This window comes from Streptomyces johnsoniae (assembly GCF_031845565.1).
Lineage (GTDB): Bacteria > Actinomycetota > Actinomycetes > Streptomycetales > Streptomycetaceae > Streptomyces > Streptomyces johnsoniae.
In genome coordinates this window covers 44,085-58,552 of record NZ_JAVREV010000023.1, presented here as the reverse complement: position 1 = coordinate 58,552, position 14,468 = coordinate 44,085, and the positions used below count along the sequence as shown (strand labels likewise).

The window sequence follows — 14,468 nt, the reverse complement described above, 5'->3', positions numbered from 1 at the left end:
CATCATCTGTTAAGAACTGCCTACCCCTCCAGGCTGACACTCCATGCCGTACCAGCCACGGACATCCGCTACAGGCGAACGGGATCACGGCGCGCAGCGGGACGCGGACCACGCGTAACTCTTCCGTACGGAACCGGGTTGCTCACGGCATGACACTCACGATTCCGCGACCGCGACCGCGGCCGCGACCACGCGCCGCTCCGGGCGCGGGGCGCCTGCGCCCGCGCGCGAGGGGCGAGTGGGAACGAGGGGGCCGCCGGGGCACGGAGGCGGGACGGCGGGCGAGGGCCCGCGGGCCCGGAGCGGCTGCGCGCCGCCGCCGGGCACTCCTCGGGGGGCCGTCCGCCTGCACGACCCCCCGGACAGGGAGATGAACTGCGCGCGGCGCCCGAGCTCGCCGGAGCCGGTACGGCCCGGCGGGCGCCGCCGCGACTGAGCGCCACCGGACACGGCCGGCCCGTGGCACCCGGTCGCTACTTCAGACGCCGGCCTTCTCGTAGGCCTCGCGAATGTTGGCGGGAACACGGCCCCGGTCATTGACCTCGTATCCGTTTTCCTTCGCCCAGGCCCGAATTTTCGCCGTGTCCTGGCTGCTGCTCCCGCCGCCCGTCGCGGCCGCGCGGGCCCGCCCCCTGGCGGCCCTGCCACCACCGGCACGGCGGCCGGCCTTGACATAGGGCTCCAGGGCGTTGCGGAGCTTGTCCGCGTTATCGGAGTTGAGGTCGATCTCGTAAGTCTTCCCGTCGAGCGCGAACGTAACGGTCTCGTCCGCCTCGCCACCGCTGAGGTCATCGAGGAGAAGGACCTGAACCTTCTGTGCCACCGGGCTACTCCTCATTCATCGTCGCTGAATACCAATGACTGTTGTACTGCGGATGTAATCAAACCGCCATTGCCGGAAAAACACAAACCCCGGAGCCCCTTTACTGTGCATGCGATAAGACACGGCGGGACGATTCGGACATAAGCACCACCTATCGCCTCAATCAGAGATGCAGCAGCATCCGACTGTTGCCCAAGGTGTTGGGCTTCACCCGTTCCAGCCCCAGGAACTCGGCCACTCCCTCGTCATAGGAACGCAGCAGCTCACTGTAGACATCGCCATCCACCGGGGCGTCGCCGATCTCCCGGAAGCCGTGGCGGGCGAAGAACTCCACTTCGAAGGTCAGGCAGAAAATGCGCCGCACGCCGAGCCTGCGGGCCGTCAGCAGCAACTTCTCCAGCACCTGATGCCCCACCCCCCTGCCCTTCAGCAGCGGGTCCACCGCGAGCGTGCGCACCTCCGCCAGGTCTTCCCACATCACGTGCAGGGCCCCGCAGCCGACCACCCGTGCGTCGTGGTCCCGCTCGGCCACCCAGAACTCCTGAATGTCCTCGTAAAGCGTCACTGTCGCCTTGTCGAGCAGGATGCCGCCCCGCGAGTAGCCGTCGATCAGCCGGCGCACCGCCGGGACATCTGTAGTCCTGGCACGGCGGACAGTAACTTCGCTCGAGGTATCCGGCACAACCGCGAGGCTATCGCTGCGTGCCTTCACCTTCGTCTTCGGGGGCGGGAGCATGTGATCCGGGTACTCCCGACACATCCACCACCCGCAGCGCGTCGCGCAATGCCTCGGTCTGCCCGGCCGACATCATGCCGAAGAAAGCCACCAGCGCGGCGGCCGGGTTGTCACTCTCGGACCACGCGTCATTCATCAATGCCGCCGAGTACGCAGCGCGAGTGGAGATCGCCTCATAGCGATAGGCCCGGCCCTCCTGCTCGCGCCGGACCCAGCCCTTCTGGTGCAGGTTGTCCAAGACGGTCATCACCGTCGTATAGGCGATCGAACGCTCCCGCCGCAGATCTTCGAGAACTTCCCGCACCGTGACGGGCCGGTTCCACTCCCATACGCGGCTCATCACCGCGTCTTCCAGCTCTCCCAATGGCCGAGGCACAGGATGAAGAATAGCCCGGTGGCGACAAAACGGACAGGTCCGACGTATGGCCACCATCCCCGCAGGGGAGCGGAAGGGAACGCGAGAAGCCCCGGCGCGCGGTACGGCGCGAGGCAGCCCGGTACGGCGCGAGGCGGCGCGGAACGGCGCGTGGCGGCGCGGACGGGGCGCACCGGGGAAGAGGGGAGGGCGCCGCGGGGAGGCGGCGCCGGAACGCGAGGGAACGCCGTCAGGCGCGGCGTTCGGCGGGCTGCTCGCCCTCGCCCGCGGCCCGCGCGGCGAGCGCCGCGTCGACGGCGGCATCCTCCTTGTACTTGTTGACGCCACCCTGGGTCCTGATGATCGTCACGATCAGCCAGGTGAAGCCGACGGCCATCACGGCCGGCGGAAAGAGTGCGGCGACGTAGTCCACAGCGATCGGCCTCCTAGAACGCGCTCGGGCGAGCCGTTCCCCAGCCTACCGACCGCCTTGCGGGGAGTTTTCCCCACTCCTCCCGTCCTGCGCGTCCCCGCCCCCGTCGGCGCCGCCGCCCTCGTCACGCCGCGCGGGCGGCTGCCCCTGCTGTCCGGGCGGCGGGGCCTGGCGCTTGCGGTGCGGGGGGAAGACCTCCGCCGGGGTCGGCACGGGGCGGCCCGTGGCGGGCCGGCGCGGCTGCTGTTCAGCGTTCTCGTTCCCGTCACCGCCCGCGGTGCGGGCACCCCGGGAACCCTGGGAACCGTTCGACGTAACCATAAACCGACATTAAGTGGTAAGCAGACAAACTGCCGCTATTCGTCGGCCAACGGCGTGTTTCCCCGGGCGGGTGACGTCAGGAACGCGACACGTTCCGCTCGTACACCAGCCGGAGGCCGACCAGGGTCAGCCACGGCTCGTGCTCGTCGATCACCGTCGACTCGCGCAGCACCATCGGCGCCAGGCCGCCCGTCGCGATCACCGTCACGTCGTCCGGGTCGTCCGCCAGCTCCCGCGACATGCGCTCCACCATGCCGTCCACCTGCCCGGCGAAGCCGTACAGGATGCCGGACTGCATCGACTCCACCGTGTTCTTCCCGATCACGTGCCGCGGCCTGGCCAGCTCCACCTTCCGCAGCTGCGCGCCGCGCAGGCCCAGGGCCTCCACCGAGATCTCGATGCCCGGCGCGATCGCCCCGCCCGCGTACTCCCCGCGCGCCGAGACCGCGTCGTACGTGGTGGCCGTGCCGAAGTCGACGACGATGCACGGGCCGCCGTACAGCTCGACGGCGGCCACCGCGTTGATGATCCGGTCCGCGCCGACCTCCTTCGGATTGTCCGTGAGGATCGGCACGCCCGTCTTGACGCCCGGCTCGACCAGCACGGCCGGAATGTCCCCGTAGTAGCGCCGCGTCACCTCGCGCAGCTCGTGCAGCACGGAGGGCACGGTGGAACAGATCGCGATGCCGTCGATGCCGTCGCCCAGCTCGTCGCCGAGCAGCGGATGCATCCCCATCAGGCCCTGGAGCAGCACCGCGAGCTCGTCGGCAGTGCGCCGGGCATCGGTGGAGATGCGCCAGTGCTCCACGATCTCCTCGCCGTCGAACAGGCCGAGGACGGTGTGCGTGTTGCCGACGTCGATAGTGAGCAGCATGGTCAGTCGCGCCTCTCGGGGCGGAGGTCGAGCCCGATGTCCAGGATCGGGGCGGAGTGGGTGAGCGCACCGACCGCCACGTAGTCGACGCCCGCGTCCGCGTAGGCGCGCGCGGTGTCGAGGCCGAGGCGGCCGGAGGACTCCAGGGCGGCGCGGCCCGCGACGAGCGCCACGGCCTCCGCGGTGGCCTCGGGCGTGAAGTTGTCCAGCAGGATCAGGTCGGCGCCCTCGGCGAGCACGGGCTCGATCTGGTCCAGGCGGTCCACCTCGACCTCGACCGGCACGCCGGGGAACTCCTCGCGGACCTTGCGGAACGCCTCCGCGACTCCACCCGCGGCGATCACGTGGTTGTCCTTGATGAGCGCGGCGTCGGACAGGGACATGCGGTGGTTGACGCCCCCGCCGCAGCGCACGGCGTACTTCTCCAGGGACCGCAGCCCCGGCGTCGTCTTGCGGGTGTCGCGGACCCTGGCCGAGGTGCCGGCCAGGGCGTCCGCCCAGGCCGCGGTGGCGGTGGCGATCCCGGACAGGCGGCACAGCAGGTTCAGCGCGCTGCGCTCGCCGGTGAGCAGGTCCCGGGTGCGGGTGGTCACGGAGAGCAGCACCTGGCCCGGCACGACGCGGTCGCCGTCCGCGACGTGCCGTTCCACCTCGAACTCGTCGGTGCACACGATCGACAGCACCGCCTCGGCGACGTGCAGCCCCGCCACCGTCCCGGCCTGCCTGGCGACGAAGTCCCCGGTGGCCACCGCCTCCTCGGGAACGGTCGCCACGGTCGTGACGTCCACCCCGTTGTCCAGGTCCTCCTCGACCGCCAGATGCGCCACGTCCTCGACGTGCACCGGGTCGAGGCCGCCGGCCGCGAGCAGGTCGGCCAGGTCCGGGTCGAGCCCGCACTCCAGCGGGTCGTGCGCCGCGGCCTCGTCCCCGGCGCCGCAGCCGCAGCCCGCGCCGCAGCCGCCGGCCGCCGGTTCTTCGCCGGGCCGCGCGCCGAGCGGCAGCAGGGTCAGCTCAACGGGCCTGGCGGGAGGGGTGTCGGGGCTGGTCACGGCTCGTGGGTCTCCAATTTCGCTGCTCCGTCCGCGCGGTGCGGTGCGGAGGTCGGTGGGTCCTGCGCGGCCGACGGGGCGCGGGTGGCAGGGAACGCGGTCGTGCCGGTGGGGTGAACGGCGAGGGCCGAGCCCTCGGCGGCCGGGGCCAGCGTGGCGACGAGGTGGCGCCGCCAGTGGGCATCGTCCCGCTCCGGGTGGTCCTCGCGCCAGTGACAGCCGCGGGTCTCGGGGCGCAGCGCGGCCACGGCGACCAGGACCCGGGCCACCAGGTGCAGGTTAGCCGTCTCCCAGGTGTCCGTGCCCGGCTCGGCCGGCTTCCTGTCGGTGTCCGCCGCCAGCCGGTCGAGGTCTGCCGCCGCGGCGGCGAGACCCGCCGCGGAACGCAGCACCCCGGCACCCGCGGTCATCGCGCGCTGGATCGCCGTCCTCGCCCCGGTGGGCAGCAGCCCGGGCCCACCGGGCGGCGGCGCGGGAACGGGCGGGCCCGCGGCCGGCCGGTCCGCCGCGACGGCCGCGGCGATGCGTTCGGCGAAGACCAGGCCCTCCAGCAGGGAGTTGGAGGCCAGGCGGTTCGCGCCGTGCACCCCGGTGCAGGCCGTCTCACCGCAGGCGTAGAGGCCGGGCACCGTGGTGCGGCCCGCCAGGTCGGTGCGGACGCCGCCGGAGGCGTAGTGGGCGGCGGGCGCCACCGGCACCGGCGCGGTCACCGGGTCGATGCCGTGGGCGCGGCAGGCGGCCAGGATCGTGGGGAAGCGGCGCCGCCACATCGCGGCGCCGAAGTGCCGGGCGTCCAGGTACATGTGGTCCGTGCCCTGCTCGCGCATGCGGCGCGTGAGGGCCTTGGCGACGACATCGCGGGGCGCCAGCTCGGCCAGCTCGTGCTGTCCGGCCATGAAACGGACGCCGGCGCCGTCGACCAGGTGCGCCCCCTCGCCGCGGACCGCCTCGGATATCAGCGGCTGCCGGCCCTCGGCCCCCTGGCCGAGGAACAGCACCGTGGGGTGGAACTGCACGAACTCCAGGTCGGAGACCTCCGCGCCCGCGCGCAGCGCGAGCGCCACCCCGTCGCCGGTCGAGACCGCCGGGTTGGTGGTGGCGGAGAACACCTGCCCCATGCCGCCGGTGGCCAGCACCACGGCCGGGGCGTGCACGGCGCCCACGCCGTCCTGCCGCCCCTCCCCCATCACGTGCAGGGTGACCCCGGCCGTCCGGCCCTCGGCGTCCTTCAGCAGGTCGAGGGCCAGGGCGTTCTCGACGGTGTCGATGCCCGCCCGCCGGACCGCGGCCACCAGGGCCCGCGAGATCTCCGCGCCGGTGGCGTCGCCCCCGGCGTGCGCGATGCGACGCCGGTGGTGGCCGCCCTCCCGGGTCAGGGAGATCCGGCCGTCGGCCTCCTCGTCGAACCGCGCGCCCAGGGCGATGAGCCGGCGCACCGCGTCCGGACCCTCGGACACCAGCGCGCCGACCGCGGTCTCGTCGCACAGCCCGGCACCGGCCACGAGCGTGTCCCGCAGGTGCTGGTCCGGGCTGTCGCCCTCGCCGAGGGCGGCGGCGATGCCGCCCTGCGCCCAGCGCGTGGAGCCGTCGTCGAGGCGGGCCTTGGTGACGATCACGGTACGCAGGCCCCCGGCGGCGCAGCGCAGCGCGGCGGTGAGCCCGGCGACGCCCGAACCGACGACGACCACGTCGGCGCCGATCGCCCAGCCGGGCGCGGGGGCGGGCAGCGCGGCGGGCAGGGGTATGCCCGCGCGGACGGTCATGCGTTCCCGCCCAGGGCGAGGCGAACGTTGTCGATGAGCCGGGTGGTGCCCACCCGGGCGGCCACCGCCATGATCGCCTCGCCGCGGTAGCCGTCCGGCACCTCGGTCAGGTCCGCCGGGTCGAGCAGGACCAGGTAGTCGAGGGCCAGCGGCGGGTCGAGCGCCGCGGCGGCGTCGAGAACGCCCCGGGCCGCGGCGCGCGCCGCCGCGGGCGCGCGGTGCCCGCGCGCCGCGAACAGCGCTCCCGACAGCGCGAGCGCCGTGGTGCGCTCCGCCGGGGACAGGTACCGGTTGCGGCTGGAGAGGGCCAGGCCGTCGGGCTCGCGGACGGTGGCGACGGGCACGATCTCCACGGGGAAGTCGAGGTCGCGCACCATGCGGCGGATGAGCGCGAGCTGCTGCGCGTCCTTCTCGCCGAACAGCGCGTAATCCGGCCGGGTGAGGTGCAGCAGCTTGGCGACGACGGTCAGCATGCCGTCGAAGTGGCCGGGGCGGGAGGCGCCCTCCAGGCGCTCGCCCAGGGGCCCCGCCGCGATGCGGATCAGGGGCCGGCCCGCCGGGTACATCACGTCGTCCGCGGGCGCGAAGACGAGGTCGGCGCCCGCGGCCCCGGCGAGCTGCACATCGGCGTCGAGGGTCCGCGGGTAGCGGTCGAAGTCCTCGCCCGCGCCGAACTGGAGCGGGTTCACGTACACGGTGACGACGATCTGCCCGTCCGGCCCGACCCGCTCGCGCGCGGCGTGGATGTTCGCCGCGTGGCCCTCGTGCAGGGCGCCAAGCGTCATCACGACGGCGCGCGGCGCGCCGGGACGGTACTGGGCGTGCAGGTCCTCGGCGCGGCGCGCCACGGCTATGGTCATCGTTCTCCTCCGTCGTCCGTGCCCGCGGCGCTCCCGCCCGCGGCACCGTCCGCCAGCACCCCGAGCAGCGCCTCGGCCAGCTCCGGCTTCAGCAGGCCGCGGTCCAGGGCGCGGTCCGCGGTCGTGCGGGCCATCGCGAGGTAGCCGGCCAGCGCCTGCGGGGCGTGGGCGCGCAGCTCGGCGACGTGGGCGGCGACCGTTCCCGCGTCCCCGCGTGCGACCGGGCCGGTCAGGGCGGCGTCGCCGGAACGCAGCGCGTTGTCGAGCGCCGCTCCGAGCAGCGGCCCGAGCATACGGTCGGGCGCGGAGACGCCCGCGGTGCGCAGCAGCTCAAGGGCCTGCGCGACAAGCGTGACCAGGTGGTTGGCGCCGAGGGCGAGCGCCGCGTGGTACAGCGGGCGGGCCCCCTCCTCGATCCACTCCGGCTCGCCGCCCATCTCGATGACCAGCGCCTCGGCGGCCAGCCGCAGCTCGGCGGGCGCGGTGACGCCGAACGAGCAGCCCGCGAGCCGCTGCACGTCGACCGGGGTGCCGGTGAACGTCATCGCGGGGTGCAGCGCGAGCGGCAGCCCGCCGGCGCGCAGCGCGGGGGCCAGGACGCCCGCACCGTACCGGCCGGAGGAGTGCACGAGCAGCTGGCCGGGGCGCACCGCGCCGGTCTCGGCCAGGCCGGCGACCAGCCCGGGCAGCGCGTCGTCGGGAACGGTCAGCAGCACCAGGTCCGCGCGGGCCAGTACCTCGTCGGGGGCGACCAGCGGCACCCCGGGCAGCAGCGCCTCGGCGCGGCGGCGGGAGGCGTCGGAGACGCCGGAGGCGGCCACCGGGCGGTGCCCGGCCAGGCTCAGCGCGGCCGCGAGCGCGGGCCCGACCCGGCCGGCGCCCACGACGCCGACCCGCAGACGGGCGGGGCGGTCGCGCGCCTCGGTACCCCTGGGGGAGTTGGCGGCGGCGTTCACGGCGGGAGAGCCTCTTTCTTCGCGCGTTCCGGTCCCCGTACTCGGTACCGGACGTCGCTCCAGCTTAAGGCCGCCCGCCACGGCCCGGGGCCCGTCCCGCCCGGCGTCAGCGCCCGCCCGCCCTGACCAGCCCGGTCTCGTAGGCGAGCACCACGGCCTGCACGCGGTCGCGCAGGCCCAACTTCGCGAGGATGCGGCCGACATGCGTCTTCACCGTCGCCTCGGACACGAACAGCGACGTGGCGATCTCCCCGTTCGACAGGCCCTGGGCGATCAGCATGAGTACCTCCCGCTCACGGTCGGTCAGCTGATCGAGCTCGGGGTGCGCGTTCTGGTCGGGAACGGGCAGCAGCGTCACGAACCGGTCGAGCAGGCGGCGGGTGGTGGAGGGGGCGACGACCGAGTCGCCGCTGTGCACCGAGCGGATCGCGCCCAGCAGCTCGTCCGGCGGGACGTCCTTCAGCATGAACCCGGCCGCGCCCGCCTTGAGCCCGGAGAACGCGTACTCGTCGAGGTCGAACGTCGTCAGGATGAGGACCTTGGGCTCGCCTGGGCCGCCCTCGCCGCCCTGGCAGATGCGCCGGGTGGCCTCCACACCGTCCAGGCGCGGCATGCGCACGTCCATCAGCACGATGTCGATCGCGGTGGAGCGCAGCACCTCCAGGGCCTCGGCGCCGTCCCCGGCCTCCGCGGTGACCTCCATGTCCGGCTGCGCGGCCAGCACCATCTTGAAGCCGGTGCGCAGCAGCACCTGGTCGTCGACGAGCATCACGCGGATCGGCATGGTCGTTCCCCCTTCGTGTCCTTCGCGCTTCGTGTCCTTCGCGCCGGTCATTCGACGCCCGTCAGCGGCAGCGTGGCGCTGATCCGGAAGCCGCCGCCCGGCCGCGGCCCCGCCACCAGCACGCCGCCGACCATACCCACCCGCTCCCGCATGCCGATCAGCCCGTGCCCGAGCCCGTCGAGGCCGCGCTCCTCGTACAGCTCGCGCTGCGCGCCGCGCCCGTCGTCCTCCGCGAGGACGGTCAGCGCGTCAGGACCGTACGCCAGCCTGACGGTGGCGCCGACGTCCGGGCCGCCGTGCTTGCGCGAATTGGTCAGCGCCTCCTGCACGATGCGGTACGCGGTCAGCTCGACGCCGCTCGGCAGGGGCCGCGGGGTGCCCTCTATGCGGAAGTCCACCGGCAGCCCGGTGTCCCTGACCTGGTCGACCAGGTCGGCCAGCTGCTCCACGCCGGGCTGGGGCACGTAGTCCTGTGCCGTACCCTCGCCCGTCTCGCTGCGCAGCACCCCGAGCAGGCGCCGCATCTCGGTCAGCGCCTGGCGGCCGGTGCCGGAGATCGTCTGGAGCGCGTTCCGCGTCTGGTCGGGCGCGGTGTCCAGCACGTAGGCGGCGCCGTCGGCCTGCACGACCATCACCGACACGTTGTGCGCGACGACGTCGTGCAGCTCGCGGGCTATGCGCGCCCGCTCGGCGGCCACCGCCATGCGCGCCTGCGTCTCCCGCTCCATCTCCAGGCGGTGCGCCCGCTGCTCCAGCTCGGCCCAGTAGGCGCGGCGGGTGCGCAGGGAATCGCCGAGCACCCAGGCCAGGCAGAACGCGATGGTGAGGAAGACGATACTGACAACCGTCTCGGCCGCGGACTGCCCCTCCGTCTCGTTGGGCCAGCGCAGGGAGGACAGGGTGGGGGCGCCGAGCGACATGCCGAGCGCCAGCCACGAGGGGCCGCGCGACGGGCGGGAGGCGACGGTGAAGATGATGACGAGGAACGCGAAGTTGGCCGGGAGCGGCGGGACGTCCGCCGCCAGCTGGTACAGGCCGGTGCCGATGGCGAGGACGAGCATGTGCTCCGGCTTGCGGCGGCGCAGGGTCACGACCACGGCGAGCAACACGGCCGCGAACATGCCGCGCCACTCCGGCCGCTGGTACCCGCCGTTCTCCTCGCCCAGGGCGATCGCCATGAAGGAGACGAGCAGCAGTACGAACGCCCAGGAGCCGTCGACCCAGGTCGGGTGACGGCGCAGGAAGTCGTAAAGCCGGTTCACGTCACCCAGAGTAGGCATGATGTGCAGCTCGGGAGTCAACCGGACGACCGATACGTGAAGCCGTCAACTACTCCTCAAGGTGGACGATGGGTGGGGAACGTGGTGAGAGTCGATGAGCCTGCCGCGCCGTGGCGGGCCGCCGCCGAGCGGGCGCTGTACGGGCCCGGGGGCTTCTTCGTGAGGGAGGCGCCGGCCGCGCACTTCAGAACGGCGGTGCACGCGTCGCCGCAGTTCGCGTGGGCCGTCGCGCGGCTGCTGATACGCGTGGACCGGGCGCTGGGACAGCCGGCCGTGCTGACGTTCACCGACGTCGGGGCGGGCCGCGGCGAGCTGGTCGCGGGCGTCGTGGCGGCGCTGCCGGAGGCGGTGGCGGACCGGCTGCGCCCCTGCGCGGTCGAACGGGCGCCGCGCCCGCCGGGCCTCGACCCGCGGATCGAGTGGCGCACGCAGCCGCCGGAGGGCACGGAGGGGCTGCTGTTCGCCAACGAGTGGCTGGACAACGTGCCGCTCGACGTCGCCGAGACGGACCCGGACGGCGTGCCGCGCTACGTGCTGGTGACGCGGACCGGGGAGGAACGGCTCGGCGCCCCGGTCCTGGGCGCCGACGCCGCGTGGCTGCGCCGCTGGTGGCCGGCCCCGCCGGAGCCGGGAACGCGGGCGGAGATCGGCCGCCCGCGCGACGCGGCCTGGGCGGCCGCGGCGGGCAGCCTGGCGCGCGGCCTCGCGGTGGCCGTCGACTACGCCCACACCCGCGAACGGCGCCCGCCGCTCGGCACGTTGACCGGCTACCGGGACGGGCGCACGGTGCGGCCGGTGCCCGACGGCGGCTGCGACCTGACGGCGCACGTGGCGCTCGACGCCTGCGCGGGGCCGGGCGCGGTGCTGCTGCCGCAGCGCGCCGCGCTGCGCGCGCTGGGGGTGGACGGGCGGCGCCCGCCGCTCTCGCTGGCCACCGAGGACCCGGCGGCCTACCTGCGGGCGCTCGGCCGCGCGGGCCAGGCGGCCGAGCTGACCGACCCGGCGGGCCTCGGCGGCTTCACCTGGCTGGTGCAGCCCGCCGGCATCGCGAGTCCGCTGCCCTGACGCCCCACGGGCCACTTGTCGATCTACGTGTCGAACTACTTGTCGAACTACTTGTCGATGTCGCCGACGACGAAGAAGAACGACCCGAGGATCGCCACCATGTCGGAGACCAGCGTCCCCGGCAGCAGCTCGCCGAGCGCCTGGATGTTGTTGAACGAGGCGGAGCGCAGCTTCAGCCGGTACGGGGTCTTCTCGCCCTTCGAGACCAGGTAGTACCCGTTGATGCCGAGCGGGTTCTCCGTCCAGGCGTAGGTGGCGCCCTCGGGCGCCTTCAGCACCTTCGGCAGCCGCTGGTTCACCGGTCCTGGCGGCAGCTCGGCCAGCCGGTCCAGGCACGCGTCGGCGAGGTCAAGGGCGTTCCGCGTCTGGCCGAGCAGCACCTCGAACCTGGCGAGGCAGTCGCCCGCCTCCCTGGTCTCGACGCGCAGCACGTCGCCCAGCTCGCCGTAGGCCAGGTACGGCTCGTCGCGGCGCAGGTCGAAGTCGACGCCGCTGGCCCGCGCGATCGGCCCGGACACCCCGTAGGCGTGCACGGCCTCGCGGCCCAGCACGCCGACGCCGCGGGTGCGGGCCCGGAACACCTCGTTGCCCAGCAGCAGGTCGTCGAACCGGCCCAGCCGCCCGCGGACGGCCGCGACGGCCTCCCTGGCGCGGCCGGACCAGCCGGCGGGCAGCTCGTCCTTCAGGCCGCCCACCCGGTTGAACATGTAGTGCATCCGACCGCCCGAGACCTCCTCCATGACCTGCTGGAGGCTCTCCCGTTCGGTGAAGGCGTAGAAGATCGGCGTCAGGCCGCCCAGTTCGAGCGGGTAGGAGCCGAGGAACATCAGGTGGTTGAGCGCCCGGTTCAGCTCGGCGAGCAGCGTCCGCAGCCACACGGCGCGCTCGGGGACCTCCATGCCGAGCATCCGCTCGACGGCGAGCACCACGCCCAGCTCGTTGGCGAAGGCGGACAGCCAGTCGTGCCGGTTGGCCAGCACGATGATCTGCCGGTAGTCCCGCGCCTCGAACAGCTTCTCCGCGCCCCGGTGCATGTAGCCGATCACCGGCTCGGCGTGGGAGATGCGCTCCCCGTCGAGCACCAGACGCAACCGCAGTACTCCGTGCGTCGCGGGGTGCTGCGGCCCGATGTTCAGCACCATGTCGGTGCTCTCCGCGGCCCCGCCGACTCCGACCGTCGTCTCCGCCATGCGCGTCAGTCTTCCACCTCTCCGCGCCGCCCGTACCCGCTCTAAGCTTGCGGACTATGGACACGGTGGCACAAGGACCACACGACGGGGGGTCCGATGCGGCCGACGAGGACTGGCAGCCGGTCCGGCCCGCGCTGCTGCGCATGCGGCGGCTGCTCCTCGTGATCTGGCTGATGCCGCTCGCGGTGGCCGGCGGCCTGCTGCCGCCGCTGCTCGGCGCCGGGATCTGGGCGCTGCTCGCGGTGCCGCCGCTGGCCGCGGCCGGGTGGGGCTGGGGCGCCCTCGGCCGCAACTGGCAGTCCTGGCGGTACCTGGAGCGCGACGACGACCTGCTGATCAGCCGCGGCGTGCTGTGGCGCAAGCTGACCGTGGTGCCCTACGGCCGGATGCAGCTGGTCGAGGTGACCTCGGGGCCGCTGGAGCGGAAATTCGGCCTGGCGCGGCTCCAGTTGCACACCGCGGCGGCGGCCACCGACGCGACCGTGCCCGGCCTCGACCCGGCCGAGGCGGAGCGGCTGCGCGACCGGCTCACGGAGCTGGGCGAGGCCCGTTCGGCGGGGCTGTGACGTGAGCGACGGCTCGGAGGAGTTCCCCGCGGGCCAGGGCAAGCGGCTGCATCCGCTCACGCCGTGGCGGCGGGCCTGGGCGCCGCTGGCCGGCCTGTTCGCCGTGGCGCTCCAGAACGCCGACCAGATCGGCTCCTGGTCGGGCTCGCTCGGCCTGGTCTGGCCGGCGCTGATGGTGCTGGCGGTGCTGCTGTGCGCGGCCTGTTACGGCTGGCTTTCCTGGCGCGTCACCCGCTATCTGGTCACCGACACGGAGCTGCGCATCCGCACGGGACTGCTGTTCCGCCGGGCCGCGCACCTGCGCCTCGACCGCATCCAGTCGATCGACATCACCCGGCCGCTGCTGGCCAGGGCGCTGGGCGTGGCGAAGCTGAAGATGGACGTGGTCGGCTCCGGCTCGGCGGACGAGCTGGCGTTCCTCGACGAGAACGAGGCCCGGGAGCTGCGCGCGGAGTTGCTGGCCCGCGCCGCGGGGATCGCGCCGGAGGCGGCGCCGACCGCGGGCGAGGCACCGGCCAGGGAGCTGTTCCAGGTCGATTCGCGCACCCTGGCGTGGGCGCTGGCGCTGCTCGGCTCCACCTGGGGTTTCCTGCTGCTCGCCGTGGTCGTCACGCCGCTGATCTGGACGGCGACCTCCAGCGTCTTCGCCGCGCTGGTCGTCGTGCTGCCCATGCTGGCCGCGATCTGGCGCGCCGGGCTCGGCAGCTTCCTGAGCCAGTACGGCTGGACGGTCGGCGAGTCGCCCGACGGGCTGCGGCTCGACCACGGCCTGCTCCAGCGCGACCACGCGACCGTGCCGCCCGGCCGGGTGCAGTCGGTGCGGCTGGTGGAGCCGCTGCTGTGGCGGTCGCGCGGCTGGGTCAGGGTCGAGCTGGAAGTCGCCGGCGCGGGGAACGAGAGCGGTCTGCTGCTGCCGGTCGCCAGCCGGGAGGTGGCCGCCGCGCTGATCGGCCGCATCCTGCCCGCGGTCGACATCGGCGAGGCGCTGGCCTCGGTCGGCCGGGCGCCGCGCCGCGCCCGCTGGGCGCTGCCGGTGTGGCGCGTCGGCTACGGGCACGGCGTCACGGACACGGTGTTCGTGGCGCGGCGGGGGCGCCTGCGGCGCACGCACACGCTGGTGCCGCACGCGAAGGTGCAGAGCGTCCGGATGACGCAGGGCCCGTGGATGCAGCGGCTGCGGCTCGCGGACATCCATGTGGACCACGGCGCGAACGGCACGGCGACCGCGCGCCTGGCGGACGCCGCGTACGCGGCGCGCGAGGTGGCGGCGCAGGCGAGACGTTCACGCCTCGGGCGCAGGGCCGCGGCTCCCGAACGCTGGCTCACCGGCCGGGACTGACCGGCCGACCGCCACTGACCGGCCGCCACCGACCGGCTCCGGCCGGTCAGTGGCGGGTCAGTTGGCGGGTCAGT

Annotated in this window: 15 protein-coding genes; 3 read left to right on the top strand and 12 right to left on the bottom strand. The window is 73.9% G+C overall.

What is annotated here, in order from left to right; translation table 11 throughout:
• Positions 1-478: 478 nt before the first annotated feature.
• The 11 genes from RM779_RS30545 to RM779_RS30495 form a co-directional block, all read right to left on the bottom strand.
• Positions 479-823 carry a histone-like nucleoid-structuring protein Lsr2 gene (locus RM779_RS30545; RefSeq protein WP_077059744.1) on the bottom strand — a complete coding sequence of 115 codons (345 nt, stop codon included), beginning with the start codon at positions 821-823 and terminating at the stop codon, positions 479-481.
• Positions 824-986: 163 nt separating this feature from the next.
• A complete protein-coding gene (locus RM779_RS30540) occupies positions 987-1,559 on the bottom strand; it encodes an amino-acid N-acetyltransferase (RefSeq protein ID WP_311621034.1) in 573 nt (190 codons plus the stop codon).
• A complete protein-coding gene (locus RM779_RS30535; RefSeq protein WP_311621033.1) occupies positions 1,516-1,935 on the bottom strand; it encodes a BlaI/MecI/CopY family transcriptional regulator in 420 nt (139 codons plus the stop codon). Before RM779_RS30535 ends, RM779_RS30540 begins: the two co-directional genes overlap by 44 nt.
• Positions 1,936-2,164: 229 nt before the next feature.
• Positions 2,165-2,347, bottom strand: coding sequence for a hypothetical protein (locus RM779_RS30530; RefSeq protein ID WP_311621032.1), 183 nt, complete (start codon positions 2,345-2,347; stop codon positions 2,165-2,167).
• Between the two features lie 397 nt (positions 2,348-2,744).
• Positions 2,745-3,542 (bottom strand): type III pantothenate kinase, encoded by a 798-nt coding sequence (locus RM779_RS30525; RefSeq protein ID WP_077059748.1) that lies wholly within the window; start codon positions 3,540-3,542, stop codon positions 2,745-2,747.
• 2 nt (positions 3,543-3,544) lie between these two features.
• A complete protein-coding gene (gene nadC / locus RM779_RS30520; protein WP_394813427.1) occupies positions 3,545-4,552 on the bottom strand; it encodes a carboxylating nicotinate-nucleotide diphosphorylase in 1,008 nt (335 codons plus the stop codon).
• A 35-nt stretch (positions 4,553-4,587) separates the two neighbouring features.
• On the bottom strand, positions 4,588-6,354 hold the full coding sequence (locus RM779_RS30515; RefSeq protein ID WP_311621030.1) for an L-aspartate oxidase: 1,767 nt from the start codon (positions 6,352-6,354) through the stop codon (positions 4,588-4,590).
• A complete protein-coding gene (panC, locus tag RM779_RS30510; protein WP_311621029.1) occupies positions 6,351-7,214 on the bottom strand; it encodes a pantoate--beta-alanine ligase in 864 nt (287 codons plus the stop codon). The genes RM779_RS30515 and panC overlap by 4 nt, the downstream gene beginning before the upstream one ends.
• A complete protein-coding gene (locus tag RM779_RS30505; protein ID WP_311621028.1) occupies positions 7,211-8,170 on the bottom strand; it encodes a Rossmann-like and DUF2520 domain-containing protein in 960 nt (319 codons plus the stop codon). The genes panC and RM779_RS30505 overlap by 4 nt, the downstream gene beginning before the upstream one ends.
• Positions 8,171-8,276: 106 nt before the next feature.
• On the bottom strand, positions 8,277-8,954 hold the full coding sequence (locus RM779_RS30500; protein WP_077059753.1) for a response regulator: 678 nt from the start codon (positions 8,952-8,954) through the stop codon (positions 8,277-8,279).
• 47 nt (positions 8,955-9,001) lie between these two features.
• Positions 9,002-10,216 (bottom strand): sensor histidine kinase, encoded by a 1,215-nt coding sequence (locus tag RM779_RS30495; RefSeq protein ID WP_311621027.1) that lies wholly within the window; start codon positions 10,214-10,216, stop codon positions 9,002-9,004.
• A 99-nt stretch (positions 10,217-10,315) separates the two neighbouring features.
• Between RM779_RS30495 and RM779_RS30490 the strand changes: the two genes are divergently transcribed.
• On the top strand, positions 10,316-11,299 hold the full coding sequence (locus RM779_RS30490; RefSeq protein ID WP_311621026.1) for an SAM-dependent methyltransferase: 984 nt from the start codon (positions 10,316-10,318) through the stop codon (positions 11,297-11,299).
• A 47-nt stretch (positions 11,300-11,346) separates the two neighbouring features.
• Here the strand turns inward: RM779_RS30490 and RM779_RS30485 are convergent, their stop codons facing one another.
• Positions 11,347-12,489 (bottom strand): NADH-quinone oxidoreductase subunit D, encoded by a 1,143-nt coding sequence (locus RM779_RS30485; protein WP_311621025.1) that lies wholly within the window; start codon positions 12,487-12,489, stop codon positions 11,347-11,349.
• Between the two features lie 143 nt (positions 12,490-12,632).
• Between RM779_RS30485 and RM779_RS30480 the strand changes: the two genes are divergently transcribed.
• Together RM779_RS30480 and RM779_RS30475 are read left to right on the top strand one after the other, a co-directional pair.
• Positions 12,633-13,055, top strand: a complete 423-nt coding sequence (locus RM779_RS30480; RefSeq protein ID WP_311621073.1) for a PH domain-containing protein — start codon at positions 12,633-12,635, stop codon at positions 13,053-13,055.
• A 1-nt stretch (position 13,056) separates the two neighbouring features.
• Positions 13,057-14,394 (top strand): PH domain-containing protein, encoded by a 1,338-nt coding sequence (locus RM779_RS30475; protein WP_311621024.1) that lies wholly within the window; start codon positions 13,057-13,059, stop codon positions 14,392-14,394.
• Positions 14,395-14,468 lie beyond the last annotated feature (74 nt).